20 protein-coding genes are annotated in these 20,943 nt (G+C 57.5%); 6 read left to right on the top strand and 14 right to left on the bottom strand.

Annotated elements, in window-relative coordinates; translation table 11 throughout:
* The first annotated feature begins 142 nt into the window (after window positions 1-142).
* From PSJ8397_RS08145 to mutT, 3 genes are read left to right on the top strand one after another with little or no spacing between them, the layout of a single operon-like run.
* Window positions 143-997, top strand: coding sequence for a peptidylprolyl isomerase (locus PSJ8397_RS08145; RefSeq protein ID WP_085864081.1), 855 nt, complete (start codon window positions 143-145; stop codon window positions 995-997).
* A gap of 1 nt (window position 998) precedes the next feature.
* Window positions 999-2,213, top strand: coding sequence for a bifunctional glutamate N-acetyltransferase/amino-acid acetyltransferase ArgJ (argJ, locus tag PSJ8397_RS08140; RefSeq protein ID WP_085864080.1), 1,215 nt, complete (start codon window positions 999-1,001; stop codon window positions 2,211-2,213).
* Window positions 2,210-2,608 carry an 8-oxo-dGTP diphosphatase MutT gene (gene mutT / locus PSJ8397_RS08135; protein ID WP_085864079.1) on the top strand — a complete coding sequence of 133 codons (399 nt, stop codon included), beginning with the start codon at window positions 2,210-2,212 and terminating at the stop codon, window positions 2,606-2,608. Before argJ ends, mutT begins: the two co-directional genes overlap by 4 nt.
* Before the next feature lie 321 nt (window positions 2,609-2,929).
* Here mutT and infB read toward each other — a convergent pair whose 3' ends face one another.
* The 4 genes from infB to rimP are packed head-to-tail and all read right to left on the bottom strand — an operon-like array spanning window position 2,930 to window position 8,325.
* On the bottom strand, window positions 2,930-5,413 hold the full coding sequence (gene infB / locus PSJ8397_RS08130) for a translation initiation factor IF-2 (protein WP_085864078.1): 2,484 nt from the start codon (window positions 5,411-5,413) through the stop codon (window positions 2,930-2,932).
* On the bottom strand, window positions 5,410-6,042 hold the full coding sequence (locus PSJ8397_RS08125) for an RNA-binding protein (RefSeq protein WP_085864077.1): 633 nt from the start codon (window positions 6,040-6,042) through the stop codon (window positions 5,410-5,412). The genes infB and PSJ8397_RS08125 overlap by 4 nt, the downstream gene beginning before the upstream one ends.
* A gap of 22 nt (window positions 6,043-6,064) precedes the next feature.
* Window positions 6,065-7,732, bottom strand: coding sequence for a transcription termination factor NusA (gene nusA, locus PSJ8397_RS08120; RefSeq protein ID WP_085864076.1), 1,668 nt, complete (start codon window positions 7,730-7,732; stop codon window positions 6,065-6,067).
* A complete protein-coding gene (rimP, locus tag PSJ8397_RS08115) occupies window positions 7,732-8,325 on the bottom strand; it encodes a ribosome maturation factor RimP (RefSeq protein ID WP_085864075.1) in 594 nt (197 codons plus the stop codon). Before rimP ends, nusA begins: the two co-directional genes overlap by 1 nt.
* A 240-nt stretch (window positions 8,326-8,565) precedes the next feature.
* On the opposite strand from rimP, the gene PSJ8397_RS08110 reads away from it, so the two are divergent.
* Window positions 8,566-9,636 (top strand): AI-2E family transporter, encoded by a 1,071-nt coding sequence (locus PSJ8397_RS08110; protein ID WP_085864074.1) that lies wholly within the window; start codon window positions 8,566-8,568, stop codon window positions 9,634-9,636.
* A 56-nt stretch (window positions 9,637-9,692) separates the two neighbouring features.
* On the opposite strand, the gene PSJ8397_RS08105 is transcribed toward PSJ8397_RS08110, so the two are convergent.
* From PSJ8397_RS08105 to pip, 5 genes are all read right to left on the bottom strand, one after another.
* Window positions 9,693-11,243, bottom strand: a complete 1,551-nt coding sequence (locus tag PSJ8397_RS08105) for an ABC transporter substrate-binding protein (protein ID WP_085864073.1) — start codon at window positions 11,241-11,243, stop codon at window positions 9,693-9,695.
* A 57-nt stretch (window positions 11,244-11,300) separates the two neighbouring features.
* The gene (locus PSJ8397_RS08100) at window positions 11,301-12,944 is read right to left on the bottom strand and encodes an ABC transporter ATP-binding protein (RefSeq protein WP_085864072.1); all 1,644 of its coding nucleotides are present in this window, start codon (window positions 12,942-12,944) and stop codon (window positions 11,301-11,303) included.
* Window positions 12,941-14,143, bottom strand: coding sequence for an ABC transporter permease (locus PSJ8397_RS08095; RefSeq protein ID WP_200811293.1), 1,203 nt, complete (start codon window positions 14,141-14,143; stop codon window positions 12,941-12,943). Before PSJ8397_RS08095 ends, PSJ8397_RS08100 begins: the two co-directional genes overlap by 4 nt.
* Complete coding sequence (locus PSJ8397_RS08090; RefSeq protein ID WP_085864071.1) at window positions 14,140-15,126, bottom strand: ABC transporter permease; 987 nt, start codon at window positions 15,124-15,126, stop codon at window positions 14,140-14,142. Before PSJ8397_RS08090 ends, PSJ8397_RS08095 begins: the two co-directional genes overlap by 4 nt.
* Before the next feature lie 61 nt (window positions 15,127-15,187).
* Window positions 15,188-16,174: a prolyl aminopeptidase gene (gene pip / locus PSJ8397_RS08085; protein ID WP_085864070.1), complete on the bottom strand. Its 987-nt coding sequence runs from the start codon at window positions 16,172-16,174 to the stop codon at window positions 15,188-15,190.
* Between the two features lie 75 nt (window positions 16,175-16,249).
* Between pip and ubiG the strand changes: the two genes are divergently transcribed.
* The gene (ubiG, locus tag PSJ8397_RS08080; protein ID WP_085864069.1) at window positions 16,250-17,002 is read left to right on the top strand and encodes a bifunctional 2-polyprenyl-6-hydroxyphenol methylase/3-demethylubiquinol 3-O-methyltransferase UbiG; all 753 of its coding nucleotides are present in this window, start codon (window positions 16,250-16,252) and stop codon (window positions 17,000-17,002) included.
* On the opposite strand, the gene PSJ8397_RS08075 is transcribed toward ubiG, so the two are convergent.
* From PSJ8397_RS08075 to PSJ8397_RS08055, 5 genes are read right to left on the bottom strand one after another with little or no spacing between them, the layout of a single operon-like run.
* Complete coding sequence (locus tag PSJ8397_RS08075) at window positions 16,996-17,781, bottom strand: GNAT family N-acetyltransferase (RefSeq protein ID WP_143515397.1); 786 nt, start codon at window positions 17,779-17,781, stop codon at window positions 16,996-16,998. The genes ubiG and PSJ8397_RS08075 overlap by 7 nt on opposite strands.
* Window positions 17,778-18,221 (bottom strand): MarR family winged helix-turn-helix transcriptional regulator, encoded by a 444-nt coding sequence (locus PSJ8397_RS08070; RefSeq protein WP_085864067.1) that lies wholly within the window; start codon window positions 18,219-18,221, stop codon window positions 17,778-17,780. The genes PSJ8397_RS08075 and PSJ8397_RS08070 overlap by 4 nt, the downstream gene beginning before the upstream one ends.
* Complete coding sequence (locus PSJ8397_RS08065) at window positions 18,202-19,053, bottom strand: carbon-nitrogen hydrolase family protein (protein WP_085864066.1); 852 nt, start codon at window positions 19,051-19,053, stop codon at window positions 18,202-18,204. Before PSJ8397_RS08065 ends, PSJ8397_RS08070 begins: the two co-directional genes overlap by 20 nt.
* Window positions 19,050-19,307, bottom strand: coding sequence for a glutaredoxin 3 (grxC, locus tag PSJ8397_RS08060; protein WP_085864065.1), 258 nt, complete (start codon window positions 19,305-19,307; stop codon window positions 19,050-19,052). Before grxC ends, PSJ8397_RS08065 begins: the two co-directional genes overlap by 4 nt.
* 28 nt (window positions 19,308-19,335) lie before the next feature.
* On the bottom strand, window positions 19,336-20,058 hold the full coding sequence (locus PSJ8397_RS08055; protein ID WP_085864064.1) for a ComF family protein: 723 nt from the start codon (window positions 20,056-20,058) through the stop codon (window positions 19,336-19,338).
* A 25-nt stretch (window positions 20,059-20,083) separates the two neighbouring features.
* Between PSJ8397_RS08055 and PSJ8397_RS08050 the strand changes: the two genes are divergently transcribed.
* Window positions 20,084-20,905 (top strand): methyltransferase domain-containing protein, encoded by an 822-nt coding sequence (locus tag PSJ8397_RS08050; protein ID WP_085864296.1) that lies wholly within the window; start codon window positions 20,084-20,086, stop codon window positions 20,903-20,905.
* Window positions 20,906-20,943: the final 38 nt, after the last annotated feature.

Below are 20,943 nucleotides of genomic sequence, written 5' to 3'. Positions count from 1 at the left end.
GAGGAGGTTGGTTGTGCCTGTCCGGCGCGCCCCATAGATATGTGGCCAAGACCGGCCCCCTCGGGACCTTTATGCGATGTAAGGGGCCGCTACATAGGTGTCAACGCTGCGGCCTGTCGCGGCTCATCAAGGGACTGTTAACATGCTTAATCGCACCAAATATCTGGCCGCTGCGGCTGCCGTTGTACTTTCGGCGGGTCTGGCCCATGCAGATGGCCACGAAGGGCCAAAGGCCGACACTGTCGTGGCCTCTGTCGACGGCGCCAACATAACACTAGGTCAATTGATCATGCTGCGGTCACAACTGCCCGCGCAGTATCAACAACTGCCCGATGATGTTGTGTTCAACGGCCTTGTCGAACAGCTCATCAATCAGCAGCTTTTGGCGAACTCCCTTGAGGATGTGCCCGCCCGCGTGGAAATGACGCTGGAAAACGAACGCCGGTCCTTGTTGGCCGGTGAGGTCGTAAATGCGCTGACGGAAGAAGAGATAAGCGAGGCCGATTTGCAGGCGGCCTATGATGCGCGGTTTGCCGATCAAGAACCCGGTACGGAATACAACGCCTCTCACATTCTGGTAGAGACAGAGGAAGAAGCCCTTGAAGTCATCGCAATGATCGAGGACGGCGCGGATTTTGCGACCACAGCGCAAGAAAAATCCACCGGTCCCTCGGGCCCCAATGGTGGCAATCTGGGCTGGTTTGGCCCCGGCATGATGGTCGCCCCCTTTGAAGAGGCCGTCGCGACACTGGAGGTTGAGGAAGTGTCCGCGCCCGTGCAAACGCAGTTCGGCTGGCATGTCGTGAAACTAAACGACACACGTGAGACGGCATTGCCCACATTGGATGAGATGCGCGCGGAACTGACGTCTGAGATTCAGCAGGCAAAGCTAAACGATCTTATCACGTCTCTGACAGATGCGGCCGAAATCACCCTGCCCGAAGACGGTGCGTTTGATCCGGCGTTGATCCAGAACCTCGACCTGCTGGATCAGTAACATGAAGACCTCCCCCCTTGCGCCTGCGTCCTTTCCTGATCTGCCTGTCATCAAGGGCGTCAGGTTCGCATCCGCCGCAGCGGGGGTAAAATACCAAGACCGCCCGGATGTGATGTTGGCCGAACTGGTTGCAGGCACATCCGTGGCGGGGGTGTTCACGCGCTCGTCCACTCGGTCGGCCAATGTGCTGGATTGTCAGGCCAAGATCGGGGGCGATGCGGCTGGACCTGCGGCCATTGTTGTAAACTCGGGCAATTCCAACGCGTTCACAGGATCAGCCGGCGAAAAGTCGGTTGAGGCGATCTGCAATGCTGTCGCGTCCTTGACCGGGGTTGACAGCAACCGTGTCTTCACCGCCTCGACCGGTGTGATTGGGGAACGTCTGCCCCATGACAAAATCACCGCTGTCATGGGTGGGCTGGTGGATAATCTGTCAGAAACCGGTATCGAAAGCGCCGCCCAAGCGATCATGACCACGGACACCTACGCTAAAGGTGCAAGCGCAACTGTTGATATTGACGGCACTTTGGTCACCATCGCGGGGATCGCCAAAGGCTCCGGCATGATCGCGCCGGATATGGCGACGATGCTGGTCTACATCTTTACCGACGCCAAAATCGAACATTTCCCACTTCAGGTTTTGCTGGGTGCGCTGACGGAAGCGACATTCAATTGTATTACGGTAGATGGCGACACGTCGACCTCTGACACATTGATGTTGGCAGCCACCGGTGCCTCTGGCGTTGATGTATCCGAAAGCGCGGGCTTCACGCAGGCCCTTCACGGTGTGATGCTTGATCTTGCGCATCAGGTTGTGCGCGATGGCGAAGGGGCGACGAAGTTCGTTGAGGTCCGTGTGACCGGTGCCGCCTCCGACGCAGAGGCCCGTCAGGTTGGCCTGTCCATCGCCAATTCACCCCTTGTGAAGACGGCGGTTGCGGGGGAGGATCCGAATTGGGGGCGTATCGTCATGGCCATCGGCAAGTCTGGAGCACAGGCCGATCGGGACAGGCTGACGATCCACTTTGGGGATGTGCTGGTTGCCGAAAACGGTTGGGTTGCCGACAGCTATACCGAAGAGGCTGGGGCCGCATATATGAAAAACGAAACCATCGTCATCAGTGTGGATCTTGGGATTGCCGGTGGTCTTGGCACCGTTTGGACCTGCGATTTGACCCACGATTACATCACCATCAACGCGGACTACCGATCGTGAAAACAATTCTCGTCTCCGCCGTCGCGCTGATCGACATCGACGGGCGTATTCTTTTGGCCCAACGTCCCGAAGGAAAATCCATGGCTGGCCTTTGGGAATTTCCAGGTGGCAAGGTTGAACAGGGCGAGACGCCTGAGGCCGCTCTGATCCGTGAGCTTGACGAAGAACTGGGCATACAGACATGGAATTCCTGCCTTGCGCCGCTGACCTTCGCCAGCCACAGCTACGATGATTTCCACCTGTTGATGCCATTGTTCGCCTGCCGCAAGTGGGACGGCACACCGCAACCACGTGAGGGCCAAACGCTGGCATGGGCCCACGCCAAAGACCTGCGCGATTACCCGATGCCAGCCGCAGATGTGCCGCTTATCCCGATCTTGAGGGATTGGCTGTAAACAGATTGTTTATTATTTCTTGCCTAATACCCAATCACTGCTAATTTTGTTTCATTGTTATCCAGTTCGGATCGCGTTTCAGATCCTGTTCACGCATCACCTGGGGAGGATGTTATGCTGCGTACAATCACTGTGGGAAACCACATTCAAATTCAGGGTCTATTGGTTAAGACACTTGCAAACGGTCGTCTTGTTATTTCGGTCGGTGATCGTAAATACGAAGGCCAACCGGTTCAGCGCCGGACCAATTAAATCGATTTGATAAAGCAAAAAGGGACGCCAAACTGGCGTCCCTTTTTTTGTTTGGGGTGGTGGTAGTCCTTACAAGGACCGCTCAACCTCTTCGCGTTCGAAGATTTCGATCACGTCATCCGGGCGGATATCGTCATAATTCTCGAACGCCATACCGCATTCCTGACCTGACTGAACCTCGGCCACTTCATCCTTGAAGCGTTTGAGCGTCTTCAACGTGCCTTCGTGGATCACCACATCGTCACGCAACAAACGCACACCAGCCGACCGGCGAGCAACGCCTTCGGTGACAAGACAACCGGCAACCTTGCCGACGCCTGTGACCTTGAAGACCTCTTTGATCGACGCGTAACCGATGAACTTTTCGCGGACTTCGGCAGACAACAGACCGGAGGCTGCTGCTTTTACATCATCCACGAGGTCATAGATCACCGAATAATACCGGATCTCCACGCCCTTCTGGTTTGCCGTGTTCCGGGCAGACGCATTGGCGCGCACGTTGAAACCCATCACAGGCGCGTTCGATGCTTCGGCCAAACCAACGTCGGATTCGGTAATCGCACCAACACCGGAATGCAGAACGCGAACGCGCACTTCGTCGTTGCCGATCTTTTCCATCGCCTGAACAATCGCTTCGGCAGAACCCTGCACGTCAGCTTTGACCAGAATGGGCAGTTCGCTGACGTTTTCGTCCGCCTTGGCGTTGGCCATCATCTGGTCCAGCGTCACAGCAGCACCGGCAGCGGCACGTTTGTCTTTGGCGGCTTGCGCACGGTAGTCGGCAATCTCACGAGCTTGAGCTTCGGTAGAGGTCACGTTCAGCACGTCACCCGCCTCAGGTGTGCCGTTCAGGCCCAACACCTCAACCGGAACAGACGGCCCCGCTTCCTTAACACGGTCGCCTTTGTCGTCGATCAGCGCGCGGACTTTACCCCACTGCTCACCCACGACGAAGATATCACCCTGCTTGAGCGTGCCGGTTTCCACCAGCACAGTCGCGACAGGGCCGCGGCCCACATCCAGCTGAGCCTCAATCACCGCACCTTGTGCGGCTTTCTCAGGATTGGCTTTCAGTTCAAGAATTTCGGACTGCAGCGCAATCGCCTCAAGAAGATCATCGAGCCCCTGACCGGTTGTTGCGGAGACTTCGACGTCCTGAACCTCACCCGACATTTTCTCTACGATGACTTCGTGCTGCAAGAGATCCGTCCGCACCTTGTCGGGGTTGGCGGCAGGCTTGTCGCACTTGTTGATCGCCACAATCATCGGCACGTTGGCCGCCTTGGCGTGGTTGATCGCCTCAATCGTTTGCGGCATCACAGCGTCGTCCGCCGCGACCACCAAGACCACGATATCCGTGACCTGCGCACCACGGGCCCGCATGGACGTAAACGCCGCGTGACCAGGGGTATCAAGGAACGTCAGCACCGCGCCGCCTTCGGTTGTCACCTGATAGGCGCCGATGTGCTGCGTGATCCCGCCTGCCTCACCGGCCACAACGCGCGCGTTGCGGATGGCATCCAGCAAGGATGTTTTACCATGGTCAACGTGACCCATGATCGTGATGACCGGCGGACGGCCTTTCAGATCTTCAGGTTTATCGTCGTCCGTTTTGATCACGTCTTCGACGTCCGCATCAGAAACGCGCACCACGTTGTGGCCAAATTCGTCGATGATCAGTTCGGCCGTATCCGCATCAATGGTCTGCGTTTGCGTCGCCATGATGCCGTTGGTCATCAGTGCCTTCACAACGTCAGAGACCTTTTCGGACATCCGGTTTGCAAGCTCGGATACCACAATGGCCTCTGGCAGCTGAACGTCGCGGATGACCTTTTCACGCTCAACATTCTGGCCCATCGCCTTTTGGCGTGCGCGTTCCTGTTTGCGTTTCATCTGCGCCATGGACAGCTGACGTCCACCATCGCGGCCAGAGGTTGCCTGGCTCAGCGTCAGTTTGCCGGACCGGCGACCATCATCACCCTTGCCCTTGCCACGCTGTTCACGGTCGTTCTCTTTCTTGCGAGGCGCCGCAGCGGGGGCCGCACCGCCGGGTGTGCGACGTTGGGCCGGCGCCACAGCCGGATCCACAGCAGCAGGGGCAGCGGCGGCTTGCGCGGCAGCTTCGGCCTCACGCTTCTTGCGCTCTTCCTCTTCTTGCTTGGCCTTCACTGCCTCTTCGCGTTCCTTCTCGGCCCGCTCTTTGGCTTCCTGTTCGGCACGACGTTTCGCACGCTCCTCAGCGCGGGCCTTTTCCTCAGCCTCACGTTTGGCGGCATCTTCGGCCTCGCGGGCCTTAGCTGCCTGAAGCGCCTTCATGCGACGTTCAAGTTCAGCCTCAGAAATACCAGCGGGACGCTTGGATGGATCGCCCCCCAAAGGGGTCGCCCTGCCAGACCCGCCTGCTGCGGGCTTGGCCGCACCTGGCTTGGGCACGACAACGCGCTTGCGCTTTGTCTCTACGACAACGCTTTTGGTCCGTCCGTGGCTGAAGCTTTGCTTCACCTGTCCGGGCCGTGCAATTCCAAGTGGTTTTTTGCCGTCTGAATCGCTCATGTAGCTTTACTATCCTTCCCGACGGTGCCCTCACCGTCGATTATCTCTCGCATGCTTCTCAGCTTTGAGGCTTCCTTTACAACACGGTCGCTGAGTCCACCAGAGGCAAGCGCCCCATGTATCACAGTCTCCCGCCCGAATGCCAAACCCAACTCTTGTGCAGTCAGGCATCCAAAATAACGTGCGCCCTCAGGCGTCCACAGCTTCGTCTTTCCGCGTTCCGACCCGTCAGAGGCCTGCATCAGGGCCCGCACACGCGCGCCCCCTGCCAGCCAGCCTTTGACCTTTTCAAACCCGCAGACCGCCAACCCGGCTTTGCGGGCCAACGCGATCAAGTCCACGACACGGCGCGCCAACTGCCGTTCAACCTCGTCGGCCAAACCATCCGGCACCGTCACTGCCGCCTTGGCGGACCGTGAAAACTGTCCCTTACCGGCTTTGGCCAACGCGTCACGTGTCGCTGTGACCCACATACCGCGTCCGGGTAGTTTTTCCAAAACGTCTGGCACCACTGTGCCATCCGGCCCGACCACAAAGCGGATCAGCCCCGCCTTGGGGCTGACCTCACCGGTGACAATGCACCGGCGTTCGGGGACATCACGGTCCTTGGTTCGCCCGCCGCGACCCATCAGGTTACCCGGAGGCCTGAGATCAGGCCTCCTGCTCCTCTTCGTCGGCGGGCGCGTCGTCGGACACCAGATCATCGGGGTCGACCCAACCCAGCATCACACGCGCGGTCATAATCATGTCCTGTGCTTCCTCAAGGCTGATATCAAACGGTTCCAACGATCCATCGTCTTTGGTGCGTTCACCATCAACAACGGTCCATCCACCGGCCAGTTCCCAATCCGCGCAGGTCGCGAAATCTTCGAGGGTCATAACACCATCGTTGGCCAGTGCTTCAATCATTTGGGGTGTCAGCCCCTCAAATGCAACCAGGCTGTCTTCGACACCCAAGGCACGGGCGTTCTCAAGCGCCTTGGCGTTCTGGGCTTCGATCACGTCACGGGCACGGGCCTGCAATTCGGCGGCGGTGTCTTCGTCGACACCATCGATGACCAACAGCTCGTCCACCTCGACGTAGGCGACTTCTTCAAGGTTGGTGAACCCTTCCGACACCAGCAACTGGGCGAAGAATTCATCCAGATCGAGCGTTTCCATAAACAGCTTGGTGCGCACCTCAAATTCGGCCTGACGGCGCTTCGATTCTTCCTCTTCGGTGAGGATATCGATATCGAGGCCGGTCAGCTGAGACGCCAAACGCACGTTTTGACCACGACGACCGATGGCGAGGCTCAGCTGCTCTTCGGGCACGACAACTTCGATCCGCTCAGCGTCTTCGTCGAAAACAACCTTGGAGACCTCGGCGGGCTGCAGCGCGTTCACAAGGAACGTCGGCATATCTTCGTTCCATGGGATGATGTCGATCTTTTCGCCCTGCAATTCATTCACGACGGCCTGCACACGGCTGCCGCGCATACCAACGCAGGCACCCACGGGGTCGATGGAATTGTCATAGGAAATCACGGCAATCTTCGCGCGCGAACCGGGATCACGTGCTACGGATTTGATCTCAATGATGCCTTCGTAAATCTCTGGCACTTCCATCTTGAACAGCTCTGCCATGAATTCAGGTGCGGTCCGGCTCAAGAAAATCTGAGGGCCGCGCTGTTCGCGGCGCACGTCCTTGATGAAACACCGGATCCGATCGTTCGGGCGATAGCTTTCGCGGCCGATCTTTTCGTTGCGACGCAGGATGGCCTCACCCGTGCCTACGTCAACGATGACGTTGCCATATTCCTCGCGTTTGACCTGCGCGTTGATGATAGTGCCGGCGCGGTCTTTGAAATCTTCGTACTGCTTGTCACGCTCGGCCTCGCGGACCTTTTGCAAGATCACTTGCTTGGCCGATTGCGCGGCAATCCGACCCATTTCGACAGGCGGTACGACCTCTTCAAATCGATCACCAATCTGCGGGCCACCAGCGAAATCCATGATTTCGGTGTCTTCGCGCATCCATTGGGATCCGGCCTTCGTGGGTTCGAAATAGGGCTTCGCCTGCTCAGGCGTGAACTCCGCCTGATAGTTTTCCAACTCTTCGGGGTCGACGACAGACCGCACGCGGGTAAACGTGGCACGACCGGTTTTACGGTCAATGTGGACACGGATATCCATCTCAGCGCCGTAGCGGGACTTTGCCGCCCGGGCGAGGCTTTCTTCCATAGCTTCGACAACCAAACCTGGGTCGATCATCTTCTCGCGGGCCACGGCCTCAGCGGTTTGCAGCAGTTCAAGCTGGTTGGCAGATGTAATCGCCATCAGTCTTTCTCCTCTTCCGAGCCGTCCAACACGGTCTCAACTTCGTCAAATTGTGTCTCGTCGATCTGGCCTGCGTCCTTACGGCCGCGCAAAACATCGCGGATCAACTCATCCGTCAGAACAAGTTTCGCATCGGTCAACCAGTCAAACTGCAAACCGATGGTAATCGGTTCACCGTTCTCTTCGATCTCGATCAGAACTTCGGACCCTTCGGTGCCTTGCAATGTGCCTTTGAACCGACGGCGGCCATCGATCAGCTGTTCGGTTTCGATCTTGGCCTCAAACCCGTCCCATTGGTCAAAATCCTTCAGCCGCGTCAGGGGCCGATCGATACCGGGGCTGCTGACCTCAAGCGTGTAGGCGTCCAAGATCGGGTCTTCCACATCCAAAACCGCAGACACCGCCGTGCTGATCTGCGCGCAATCGTCGACCTCAATCGTGCCATCAGGTTTCTGGGCCATGATCTGCAAGATCGATTCCTTGCCCGTCATCAGACGCACGCGCACGACCTCATACCCCATGTCTTCGATGACGGGGGTGATGATTTCAGTGATGCGGCGATCCATGGCCGCGCGGGCGATCAGGTCTGACATGCTGTCCTCTGTCTGGTCTGGGCGGCGGGCACAAAAAAACGGGCCCGCGGCCCGTTATCGTATCCGGTGGGCTTCGGGGGTGGAGGCCGAAGCGCCGCTGTTGGGCATCGTATACGCAACCGTGGGCCAAGACGCAAGGGGGGGCGAAATACACGCCTCTCTGAGACAGTCGATGCGGCCCGCTGATCGGAACCAAACGACCCTATCGCGTGTTTACGCCAGATCAGGAAAGGATGAACCGTGCACAACTTGAGAACCATCAAAAGCGTTCTGATCTGCCTGTTGTTGCTTCATATCTTTGCCGCCGTTTACTTCACCCGAGAACTGGTTTTGCCGATCATGATTGGGATCATTATTGCGCTGACCTTCAGCCCATTGGTGCGGCTTTTGACCCGAAACAGAATCCCTCAGGCAGTGTCTGCCTTTGCGATTGTCATAAGCCTTGGCACGGCCCTGTCGCTGGTCGTTGTGCTTGTTGCGGCGCCGGTGTCGAATTGGTTGACGGATCTACCACAGCTGGAGGCCGAAATCCGCGCCAAGATATCCGGACTGTCATCGAGTGTAGAGGCCGTTCGCGACGTCGCCGAACAAGTCGAGGATATCGCTGAAGAAGCCACCGAGGGCGATCAGCCCGTTCAGCGGGTGGCTGTGGATCAACCCCAGTTTCTTACGTCTGCGGCATCTGGTGTTGCGACGGTGGCCACGACGATGGCGATCTCTCTGGTCCTGGCCCTGTTCTTCCTTGCCTCAAACGATCTGATCGTGCGCAAGCTGTCACGGATGGCAGATACGGCAGAACAGCGACACGCCGCGATTGGCGCGATCCATGATGTGGAAAAAGGGATATCCCGATACCTGCTTGCCATCACGGCCATCAACGCAGGCCTTGGTCTTTGCGTCGGGCTTAGCCTGTGGGCCTTGGGCCTAAACAACGCATGGATCTGGGGCATCATCGCGTTTTTGTTGAACTTCATCCCCTTTTTGGGGGCGGTGCTTGGATCAATTGCCGTGTTTGCGATTGCAATCATCCAGTTTGATACGCTTGCCCATGCGGCCTTGGCGCCCGTGATTTACATGACCCTCAGCAGCATTGAGGGACAGTTTGTGACGCCTTCGCTGGTTGGGCGCCGCATGAAGATCAACGCTGTTTCGGTGATTTTGACAGTCTTCGTCTGGGGCTGGCTTTGGGGCGTGCCGGGCATCATCATCGCCGTGCCGTTCTTGGTCATCATCAAGGCTGTGGCAGATAATGTGCCAAGCTTGAACAAAGTAGCCGTTTTTCTATCGGACGATTCCGAACAAAAGGCCTGACGTAAAAAAGCCCCGCCAAACGGGCGGGGCTTTCGTTTGTCTGGTGTCGCTCTGGCTTACGCCACGGACCAACGCTCCGCCATGCGGGCGTTGTCCATCTGCCAGAGGTTACCAACAGTGTCAGGGCTGTAGATCCGGTTGTTCACAGCCTGAACGTAGTTGGCGAACATTGGGATCAGCACGCCGCCTTCGTCGCGCAGGATTTGCTGCATTTCGAAGTACTGGCTCTGGCGTACGTCCGTGTCGAGTTCTGCACGTGCGGCCAACAGCAATTCCTGGAAACGGGCGCTGTCATCGCTGTCCCACTGGCTGTCGTTCCAAGGCACACCGGCCTCATAGGCGGTGGAGAACATCCAGTCTTCTGTCGCACGGCCAGACCAGTAGCAGGCGCAGAACGGCTTGTTCAGCCAAACGTTGGACCAGTAACCATCAGCTGGTTCCTGCACCACGTTGATGTTGATGCCCGCCGCCGCAGCGGAGGCCTGGAACAACTGACCCGCATCAACCGCACCTTCGAACGCCGCATTGGATGCGGAGAATTCGATGTCGAGGCTGTCCATGCCGGCCTGCTGCAGGTAGAATTTCGCCTGATCGGGATCGTATTCCAACTGTTCCATCTCAGCGTGGTAGTACTGGTTTGCAGGCCCGATTGGTGTATCGTTGCCGATCGCACCGTGACCCAGCAGGATCTTGTCGACCAGTTCCTGACGGTCGATGCCGTACTTCAGCGCCTTACGGACATTGACGTTGTCGTAAGGCGACACGTCAGTCAGCATCGGCATGGAGTAATGCTGGTTACCGGTCACTTCCTGAATGCGCAGCGCAGGGTTAGCGCGCAGCAGGCTTTCGGTTTTGAAGTCGATCCGGTTGATCGTGTCCACCTGACCGGTCATCAGCGCGTTCATACGGGCGGTGTTGTCGTTGATGGCGATGTATTCGATCTCATCAAAGAAGCCAGCGCTGTCACCTTTGTAGTGGTCAGCATAGCGTGTCGCCGTCATGCGCACACCGGGATCGAAGGACTGAACCTGATACAGACCCGTACCGATACCCTGTGCGATGGCCTCTTCGATCTGACCAGCTGGATACATGACGATGTGATAGTCGGACATCAGATAGGGGAAGTCAGCGTTGCCGGAGGCAAGAACGAATTCCACTTGAGTGTCAGACAGCTTGTTCATCTCGGAGATGGCTTCGACGATTGGCTTCGCGGCGGACTTGGAATCTTCGCCCACATGCATCTGCAGCGATTCAATTACGTCGTCCGCGCCAAATGGCTTGCCGTTGTGGAACGTAACGCCAGAGCGCAAAGTGAACGTCCAGGTTTTGGCGTCTGCAGAAGCCTCCCAGCTTTCGGCCAATTCGCCCTGCAAGGACCCGTCGGCCGCCACTTCTGTCAAGCAATCGAACACGGTGCCGTGGCATGCCGCGATCATGAAAATGTCGGAGTGTGTCCGCGCATCCCAGCTGTCGGATGTGTTTGCACCACCCAGACCCGCCGTCAGTTTACCGCCGCGCGTTTGGGCGCGAAGGGGCATTCCGGTTGCTGCCAGAACACCGGCGGCTGCACCGGTCTGAAGCAATCCACGTCTGCTAATTCCATACATGTGTTAGTCTCCCTGAAGTTTTCTTCTTTGTATGACGCTTACTCTACGCTGATTCGGTCACATTTTATCAACAGCGGCATCACCGATGTTGTCCACGCCCCGTTCTTTCAACAGATCTGACAGCCAATCCGGGTCCATTTCTGGAACCGAACTGAGAAGCAAATCTGTGTAGGCATGATGTGGTGGCGTAAACATCTCGGTCTTTGGACCTTGCTCCACCACTTTGCCATCCTTCATCACCACGACCTCATCTGCGATGGATTTTACCGTCGCCAGATCGTGGGTGATAAACATATACGAGAGGCCCAAATTGTCCTGAAGATCGGCCAATAGCCGCAGGATGCCTTCGGCGACCAACTGATCGAGGGCCGATGTGACCTCATCGCAAATGATAAACTTGGGATCGGCCGCCAAAGCCCGCGCGATCCCGACACGTTGTTTCTGACCGCCCGACAGCTCAGAGGGGAGGCGATTATAATATTGTGACGGCTCCAACTCGATCTGATCGAGGAGCTCATTGACGCGTTCGCGTCGCTTCGCCCCAGTGAGGCCACCGTAGAACTGCACAGGGCGACCGATAATCTCACCAATCGTTTTGCGCGGGTTCAGCGCAGTGTCGGCCATTTGGTAAATCATCTGCGCCTGACGCAACTGATCCTTGGTGCGCTTGCGGTAATCGGCGGGCAGAACTTTGCCATCGAATGCAATTTCACCCATTCGCGGTGGCAAAAGACCCGTGATGCAACGTGCCGTCGTGGATTTGCCGGACCCAGATTCACCCACCACGGCCACTGTACGACCTGCGTGGATGTCAAAACTGACATCATGCAAAACGTCTGTCGTGCCATAGGCGGCGGTGATGTTGCGCACGGACACCACCGGCGTCGCATCCGCAGGGGGCGAGGGTTGCTGGGGGCGCTGAAATTCACGGACCGCCCAAAGCGATTTGGTGTAATCCTCTTTCGGCGCGGACAACATGGTCCGCGTGTCGGCCTCTTCGACCTCATCGCCGCGCAGCAGCACTTTGATCTTGTCGGCCATCTGCGCCACCACGGCAAGGTCATGGGTGATATAGATCGCGGCGGTGTCAAACTCCTCAACAATCTCACGGATCGCGGCGAGGACTTCGATCTGCGTGGTCACATCGAGCGCTGTTGTCGGCTCATCAAAGATGATCAGATCCGGGCGGCACGACATGGCCATTGCCGTCATTGCGCGCTGCAGCTGGCCACCGGAGACCTGATGCGGGTAGCGAAACCCGATTTCGTCGGGGTTTGGCAGACGCAATTTACGGTAAAGCTCAATCCCGTCCTGCACGCTTTCAGACCGACCCGCGACGTTATGTTGTGTGGGCCCCTCCGTGTGCTGATCAATCAACTTATGCGCGGGGTTGAAGGACGCCGCAGCAGACTGCGCCACGTAAGCGATCCGTTTGCCCAACAAACTGCGTTTTGTCGCAGCGGAGGCTTTGACAAGATCAATCCCATCAAACTCCACAGTGCCGTCTGAAATGCGGACCCCGTCGCGGGTGTAGCCCATCGATGCCAGACCAATGGTTGATTTGCCCGCACCGGATTCCCCAATGAGGCCCAATACCTCACCCTTGTTCAGTTCAAGATCGACGCCATTGATGATCGGGTTCCACGTCTCATCTGACCGCCCTTCAATCTTGAGGCCCTTGATGGTTAGCAAACGGCTCATTCTTTTAGCCCCGATGATTTGTGCAACATCCAGTCGACCACGAAGTTCACAGCCACGGTCAGCAACGCGATGGCACCCGCTGCCAAAAGCGGCGTGACAGCTGCGGTCGGCGCGAACGCCGCAAAGTTGATGAACGGGGCAAGGTCACGGACCATGGTGCCCCAGTCGGCCAAAGGCGGCTGAATACCCACACCCAGAAACGACAAGGCCGCAATCGTAAGGAACACAAAGCAAAAGCGCAGGCCAAATTCTGCCAGCAGCGGCGCCATGGCGTTTGGTAGGATTTCCTTGAACACCAGATAACCAAGCCCCTCACCGCGCAGCTTGGCGGCCTCGATATAATCCATGACGACGATGTTCAGGCCCACGGCGCGGGCCAGACGGTAGACGCGCGTGCTGTCGATCACGGCGATGATCAGCACCATGAAGATCGTCAGCGGGATGCCCAATTCATTGGCCCAAACGCTGGCAATCGTCATCAACAGCAGGGCGAAGATCAGCGATGGAATGGCCATCAGCACATCGACGCCACGCGACAGCAGTTGATCCAGCCATCCCTGTAACGTCGCCGCAAGAAAACCGAGCGACCCGCCAATGAAGAACGCCAGACAGGTGGTGATGAACGCGATGCCCACCGTATTCTGCGCGCCAAAAATCAGACGGCTGAGGATGTCGCGGCCGATCTGATCCGTGCCCAGCGGATAATCAGGGTTGCCGCCCAGCGCCGGGTCACCACCGGCCATAACGTTGGCCGCACCCAGGATTTCAGCCTGACCATAAGGCGCAATCACACCGGCAAAAACGGCGACGACAGCATAGATTATAATCACGAGGATCCCGAAAGCAGCAGTCAGCGGCATGGACCGAAACAGCTTTTTGGTGCCTTCGGTGCCAACCATTCGCCCCAAAAAGCGGAACACAAACGCAGCGATGGCCGCGATGATAAAGCCTTGCACCGCCCAACGGAAGAAGACCACGCCCGCATTTGGAACACCGGTGTCCAGAACCTTGGGCTGGAAATAGTAGTAAAGCGCCCAAACCAAAAGGGCCGCGCCAAAGACGAAGCCGAACGCCTCCCCAAAACTCATATCGCGGAACTTGGGCGCGTTGCCTGTGACAGCTTGCCCGCCCAACCGGAAGACGTAGGCCCCGATCAACAGACCAATTAAGACGATAGCGAAGAACATCAGACCGCTCATTTCGGGTGCCTCAGACGTGGGTTGGACACAATCGACAAGATGTCAGCGGTCAGGTTCAAAAGGATGTATGCGGCGGCAAAGATCAGGCAGCAGGCTTGCACCACAGGGATATCGCGAATTTTCACGCTGTCGACGAACAGCTGACCAATGCCAGGATAAACAAACACAACCTCGACCACGACCACACCGGTGATGAGGTAAGCAAGGTTCAGTGCAATCACGTTGATAATCGGCGCCAGCGCATTGGGCAGCGCGTGTTTGACGATCACCCGCATGGGGCTCAGGCCCTTCAGGCGCGCCATTTCAATATAGGGGGAGGCCAACAGGTTGATGATCGCCGCCCGTGTCATCCGCATCATGTGCGCTGTGACAACCAGGGTCAGCGTCAACGCAGGCAACATGGATTTTTCCAACCGTTCGGAAAACGGCATGCCCTCAAAGATGTTGGACAGGCTTGGGAAGATCGGGTTCAGCACCGCCAAAAACAGGATCAGGATGTAGGCCATGAAGAACTCAGGGCTGGAGATCGAGCTAAGCGTGAACATGTTGGCCGCTTTGTCGAAGGCCGTATTGCGATACAGCGCCGCAAGGATGCCCAAAGTCACTGCCAAAGGAACCGCGATACAGGCGGTTACGGTCGCCAAGAACATCGTGTTCGACAAACGCGGGGCAATCTGTTCGGCCACTGTGACGGACCCTGCCCCACCAAAATTCGCAAAGTTCAGCTGTGCGAAACTGGTGCCCAGATCAAACGTCAACATGCCGACCAGCCAGTCGAAATACCGGACAACCATCGGCTGATCGAGGCCAAGGTCCTGCCGGATCTTCGCCACCGATTCCGGTGTCGCACCCTGCCCCAAAATCGCCTCGGCAAAGTCACCAGGCAAAAGGTTCACTGCAACAAAGATGACGATTGAGACCACGAACAACGTCAAAAGGCCTAAAGCAAGACGTTGGAGAATAATCCGTATAAGAGATGACAAGCGTTTGTCCCCAAGTTTCCTTGGGGTTCAGCGTAACGGCTGGGACTTAGCTTTCAACCCCCTATATTTTCGCGATTTTTGAGACTCCGATGGTGTTCATTGTCCTGATCAGCTCCTCCGATATGCCGCGCTCTGACAGCGCATGCCCTGCTTTTGCGACCATCTTCAGACGGCTGGCAGGCCAAAGGCGCGACAAGGCATAGGCAGACGCGGGCGGACAGATCATGTCAAAACGGCCCTGCACGATCACCCCGGGAATATGGTCGATCTTGCGCATGTTGTTCAGGATCTGTGTGCTTTCATCCAGAAAGCAACTGTTTGCAAAATAGTGGTTTTCAAGACGGGCAAAGGCGCGTGCATATTCAGCCGGACCAGACCCGCCAGCGCCCTCACTGTCGATGGACGCAAGCGCGTTTTCCCACGCGGCCCATGCGCGGGCGTAGCGGGTTTCGATCATCGTATCGCCAGAAAACAAGCGCCGGTAATAGGCTGCGATCATATCGTCGCGTTCGTCAGGTGGGATCAGCCCTTCGAATTGGGCCCAAAGCTCCGGCCAGAATTGCCCTGCACCGCCACCATAAAACCAGTCCAACTCTCGCTGTGTGGCAAGGAACACTCCGCGCAAAATCAGATGGGTGACGGCCGTTGGATGGGCCTGCGCATAAATCAAAGCGAGCGTTGCGCCCCAGCTTCCCCCAAAGACGATCCACTTCTCAATATCGAGGGTCCGGCGGATCAATTCGATGTCTGCCACTAAGTGCCATGTCGTGTTGTTTTCTACGCTGGCATGAGGCCGCGACCGACCGCACCCGCGTTGATCAAACAGAATGACCCGATAAATCGCAGGGTCGAAATACCGCCGCATCATGGGGCTGCATCCGCCCCCCGGTCCGCCATGGAACACGACGACAGGCCGCCCTTGTGGGTTGCCGCATTGTTCGACATAGACGCGGTGCCCATCGCCCACGTCCAGCATTTGCTGATCAAAGGGATCGATAGGTGGAAAAAGATGCACGCCTGGGCGGTTTTGTCCTGAGACCTTATCCATAGCCGACCTATATAGCGCGGTATAAACATTGCCCAGATGAAGCCGCGCCCCTCGGCCAAACTTTCGGAGAGACCCATGCAAAACGCACAAACAACAGTCGACCCTGGCGAGATCGCCAAGTTTGAGGCCATGGCGGCCGAGTGGTGGGATCTCGAAGGTAAATTCAAACCCCTCCACATGCTCAACCCGACGCGGCTGGATTACATCACCAGTCAGATCGCGGCAGAGTTTGATCGAGATCTGACAACGGATGCCCCGTTTGCTGGTCTACGGATTCTGGATATCGGGTGTGGCGGTGGCCTGCTGTGCGAACCCATGGCGCGTTTGGGGGCCGATGTGGTCGGCGCCGATGCGGCGGAACGCAATATTCCGGTCGCCATGGTTCACGCCGAACAATCCGGCCTGACCATCGATTATCGGCACACAACGGCAGAGGACATGGCAGCGGCAGGTGAACAATTCGATATCGTTTTGAACATGGAGGTCGTCGAACACGTGGCGGACCCCCTGTCCTACCTGACAGCCTGTCAGCAGCTTTTGAAACCGGGTGGCTTGCACATCTGCTCCACCATCAATCGCAATCCCAAAAGTTTCGCCATGGCTATTGTCGGCGCGGAATACGTGATGCGGTGGCTGCCCAAGGGCACCCACGAATGGAACAAATTTATCACCCCCGATGAGCTGTTCGATCTGATGGAACAGGCGGGGCTGAACCCTGTGGATCGCAAAGGGTTCAAATTTGATTTTCTAGGGTGGAGCTGGTCAATCTCAGATCGTGATCTTTCCGTGAACTATGTCACGGCAGCGTTGAAGCCCGAGGGTCAATAGCCCGCCTTCACGGCACAATGGATCGTTTCCGCCCAGGCAAACCCCATACGGCGGTACAACCGGCCTGCATCGCTGTCAGTCTCGGCGACAATTGTGACTGTCGCATCGGGCGCACGGCCCAGCGCCCATAGGGCCGACACCCGCAAGAGCACGGCGCAAATGCCACGCCTGCGGTGGGTCATCTTCGTTTCAACACATTGATAACGGGCCACCGACGCGTCATGGAACAGGCCCATGTGTCCCACCAGCATGCCGCTCTCAAATGCGCCGAACCACTGTCCCATGTCTTTGGCGATCAACGCACGGCGGTTGATGTTTCGTTTCTCAAGGAATGGCCGATGGGTATCGGCGGGATATCCTTCCTCGATGCCGACCTCATCCATCAGGTCCAGCACCTGCGCCCAATCGGCGTCCCCTTCGATCGGTCGAATATCAATTCCGTCCGGAATATCCGCCGGGGCAATCTGGCTTTGCAGCGTTAAGGCATCTGTGCTGTCCACGACGCCGCCAAGGTGGGTGAAATCGGGCAGGTCGGCGCGGGCAAGTTCGGGCATATCCCAAACCACAGACCGATGAGACGCATCCGGAAAGGCGCGTTCGAACATCGCGAAAGCTTCATCTGCGGTAAACTTGTTATGCTGCAGGATGATTTGGTTGCCATGCCAGAAATTCGGCTCACTCGGAGTGCGTTGGACGGCATAGCCGTCGTGCCACGTCAGATGGGAGATATCCGTGAGGGTCAAAAGCTCACTTCGCATCTCAAGCGACTTAAGGGTCACTCACTTTCGCTCAGCTGAATGCGTAAATCGCGTAATACCGGCAAGATAGCCCGCACCTTATCGACGCCGATCTGATCCACTGCATCGGCGATGATGGGGGCAATGGCGGCCAATGCTGCATCACGCGCGCTGCGGCCCGCTGGGCTGATCGTCACCATCTTTCGGCGGGCATCGTCCCAATCGGGGCGGATATGAATATACCCCGAGGTTTCGAGCTTGCGCAGCGTGTTCGTCATCGCACCGCGGGTCAGATGAAACGTCCGCGCCAGTTGTGCAGGAGACCGTTCGGACTGCGTCCGCGCCAGATGGTTCAGCACAGAAAAATGCGACAGCACCATGCCACGCGGCAACGCCTTGGCCACGTTGTTACGGGCCAACTGATCAACGGTTAAAATCTCGCTGAACAGCGCGACGGCAAGGCTATCTGTTTGGGAACTCATACACTTCTGGGCCGCTGAAATCTCTGTCATGGGTCAGCGCAGGAATACGCCTACGTGCTTTAGACACCTCTGAGAGATCAATTTCAACGTGAAGGATGCAGGGATCTGTTCCAGCGTCTGCCAAAACCTCTCCCCATGGGGCGATCACGACAGAGTGCCCGTACGTCTGGCGGTCCCTGCCTGTTTGCGCGGCATGGGTGCCCGTTTGTGCGGCGGCGATGACATAGCACCCCGTTTCAATCGCACGGGCCCGCAGCAAGGTTTCCCAATGTGCCGCGCCTGTGACAGGTGAAAAGGCAGACGGCAGCAGCAAAATATCTGCGCCCGCTTTCGCCAGCGCGCGATGCAAATGCGGGAACCGCAGATCATAGCACACCGTCAGCCCGATCTTGGCAAAGCCTGCGTCGCACACCACAGCGCGATCACCGGGCGCATAGCCAGAGGATTCGGCATAGGTTTCCGTATCGCTCACCCGGACGTCGAACATATGGATTTTGTCATACCAAGCGGCAATGTCGCCGTTTGGCGCGATCAGAAATGACCGGTTCACAAACCGACCATCAGCCCCACCCTTTAGGGCCAAAGACCCGACAGACAGCCAGACATCGTTGCTGGCCGCAGCAGCACGAAATGCCGCCAAGGTCGCGTCATCATCTTGATGTCGCAAAACCTCCGCCTGATGTGCGCGATCCATGCTGACGCAATTCGTGACTTCGGGCGTGCAGATAAACGCGGCCCCCTCCTTGGCCGCCCGTGCGATTAAATCGCATGTGACGGCGCAGTTCTCTTGTGGATGATCGGAGGACGTCAGCTGGAGAAGCGCAATCTTCACGCGGACAAAAGCGCGTCCAGTTTGCCGGCGCGATCCAATGCGTGCAGATCGTCACTGCCACCAATATGTTGACCGTTGATGAAGATTTGCGGAACGGTGCGACCCCCATTGGCACGCTGTGTCATCTCAGCGCGACGGGACGGGTCCGCCATCACGTCAACCTCGCTAAAGCTGACGCCCTTGGACGTTAGCAGTCGTTTCGCTGCGTGGCAAAAACCACAAATCGGAGTGGTATAAAGTTCAACGGTGGCCATTGGCATTCCTTTCAAGGTTTGCCCCTATCTACGCATCCTTGACGACGCGGGCTAGGGCAAGCACGGAAACGTCATCCGCGCCTGCTGCAAAACAGGCCTGCGTCGCGGCGGCGAAAGTCGCACCCGACGTCATGACGTCATCAACAATCACGACCTTACGCCCCTTAATCTGATCCGCATGTTTTGGGTTGGGTGTTATCGCATCCGTCAAGGCGGCAAACCGTTGATCTTTTGAATGGCCTTCAAGTGGGGCGGTATGTTTGCGGCGCTGCAGGCCATCGTGCAAAACGTCAAGCCCTGTGACAAGCCCCAATTGGCCTGCAAGCAATGCAGCTTGGTTATATTTGCGCTTCAACAGCCGAAATCTGTGCAAAGGGACAGGGACGATAAGGCTACCATCGATCAAAACATCCCGCCCCCCCCGCGCAAGCCATGGCCCAGCCGCCCGCACAAGATCCGTCCGATCCCCGTGTTTCAAAGACAGCACCAGCCTGCGTGCCTTATCCTTATACACCATCGCCGCGCGGCCCTTGGACCATGGACGCGCGATCGTCATGCAATCATCACATAAAATTGTCGGATCAGGGGCGCCCGCACCCGGCAAAGGCTGACCACAGGCGTCACAACACATACCGTCGATAAACGGCGTCAGGGGCCAGCATTCACCGCAAAGGGCAAAGTTTCCGTCCGTCCGCGCATCACACATGACGCACTGAGGCGGATAGATCGTCTGGATCAGACTTTGCAACATGGACCAAACCCCCTATCTGACGGGCATGGAGACACCACCCCGCCTAACCGACCGCCCCGCCCTGATGCGCAACAGAACCCGCGCGTCGGAAATGTTCGTGCAAGAGGCTGCGGCTGATGATGTCCAAGAAAGACTGATCGAGGTTAACAGAACCTTTACATCCCCCGCAGTGGTGACGGGTTTTCCAGAATTTTGGCGGGCCCGCATACCAGAGGCCAAGATTGTATCCGATGAGGACGTCTTATCACTGGACGAAGCCGCCCATGATTTGGTTATCCACGCGCTCTCGCTTCATTGGGCCGATGACCCGATCGGACAACTGGTGCAGTGTCGCCGCGCCCTCAAACCGGATGGTTTATTGATAGCCACAACATTCGCGGGCCAAACTTTGCATGAACTGCGCGCCGCATTGGCTGAGGCCGAGGCGGCGGTGACTGGCGGATTATCCCCCCGCATTTTGCCAATGGGTGAGGTCCGGGATCTGGGCGGCTTGCTCCAACGTGCGGGCTTTGCCCTTCCCGTGGCTGATATGATGCCACTGACCGCAAGCTATGAAACCGCGTTGCACCTGATGCGTGATCTGCGCGCCATGGGCGAAGCGAATGCGATGGACGCGCGGCGAAAGACGTTCACGCCCCGACAGGTCATTGGTCAGGCGGCGGCCACCTATCAGGCCGCATTTGCAACAGAAGACGGCCGCATCCCCGCGACGTTCGAGATTGTCACCCTGACCGGATGGGCCCCCGCAGACAGCCAGCCCAAACCCCTGCGGCCTGGGTCTGCGACCCATCGTCTGGCCGATGTGCTAAACACAACCGAGACGCCTTTAATACGGTCCAAAGATTGACGACGCCCGTAATACAGTTATCTGACCCCGATGACCCC

It is taken from the genome of Pseudooctadecabacter jejudonensis (genome assembly GCF_900172275.1).
Classification (GTDB): Bacteria; Pseudomonadota; Alphaproteobacteria; order Rhodobacterales; family Rhodobacteraceae; genus Octadecabacter; species Octadecabacter jejudonensis.
The sequence above is the reverse complement of the archived record's forward strand: the minus strand, read 5'-3'. Positions and strand labels throughout refer to the sequence as shown.

Excerpts from the sequence above, each read along its gene's own strand:
- PSJ8397_RS08145 (WP_085864081.1), top strand. The coding sequence starts at position 143 with ATGCTTAATCGCACCAAATATCTGGCCGCTGCGGCTGCCGTTGTACTT.
- argJ (WP_085864080.1), top strand. The coding sequence starts at position 999 with ATGAAGACCTCCCCCCTTGCGCCTGCGTCCTTTCCTGATCTGCCTGTC.
- infB (WP_085864078.1), bottom strand. The coding sequence starts at position 5,413 with ATGAGCGATTCAGACGGCAAAAAACCACTTGGAATTGCACGGCCCGGA.
- PSJ8397_RS08125 (WP_085864077.1), bottom strand. The coding sequence starts at position 6,042 with ATGGGTCGCGGCGGGCGAACCAAGGACCGTGATGTCCCCGAACGCCGG.
- nusA (WP_085864076.1), bottom strand. The coding sequence starts at position 7,732 with ATGGCGATTACATCTGCCAACCAGCTTGAACTGCTGCAAACCGCTGAG.
- rimP (WP_085864075.1), bottom strand. The coding sequence starts at position 8,325 with ATGTCAGACCTGATCGCCCGCGCGGCCATGGATCGCCGCATCACTGAA.
- PSJ8397_RS08105 (WP_085864073.1), bottom strand. The coding sequence starts at position 11,243 with ATGTATGGAATTAGCAGACGTGGATTGCTTCAGACCGGTGCAGCCGCC.
- PSJ8397_RS08100 (WP_085864072.1), bottom strand. The coding sequence starts at position 12,944 with ATGAGCCGTTTGCTAACCATCAAGGGCCTCAAGATTGAAGGGCGGTCA.
- PSJ8397_RS08095 (WP_200811293.1), bottom strand. The coding sequence starts at position 14,143 with ATGAGCGGTCTGATGTTCTTCGCTATCGTCTTAATTGGTCTGTTGATC.
- pip (WP_085864070.1), bottom strand. The coding sequence starts at position 16,174 with ATGGATAAGGTCTCAGGACAAAACCGCCCAGGCGTGCATCTTTTTCCA.
- ubiG (WP_085864069.1), top strand. The coding sequence starts at position 16,250 with ATGCAAAACGCACAAACAACAGTCGACCCTGGCGAGATCGCCAAGTTT.
- PSJ8397_RS08070 (WP_085864067.1), bottom strand. The coding sequence starts at position 18,221 with ATGAGTTCCCAAACAGATAGCCTTGCCGTCGCGCTGTTCAGCGAGATT.
- grxC (WP_085864065.1), bottom strand. The coding sequence starts at position 19,307 with ATGGCCACCGTTGAACTTTATACCACTCCGATTTGTGGTTTTTGCCAC.
- PSJ8397_RS08055 (WP_085864064.1), bottom strand. The coding sequence starts at position 20,058 with ATGTTGCAAAGTCTGATCCAGACGATCTATCCGCCTCAGTGCGTCATG.
- PSJ8397_RS08050 (WP_085864296.1), top strand. The coding sequence starts at position 20,084 with ATGGAGACACCACCCCGCCTAACCGACCGCCCCGCCCTGATGCGCAAC.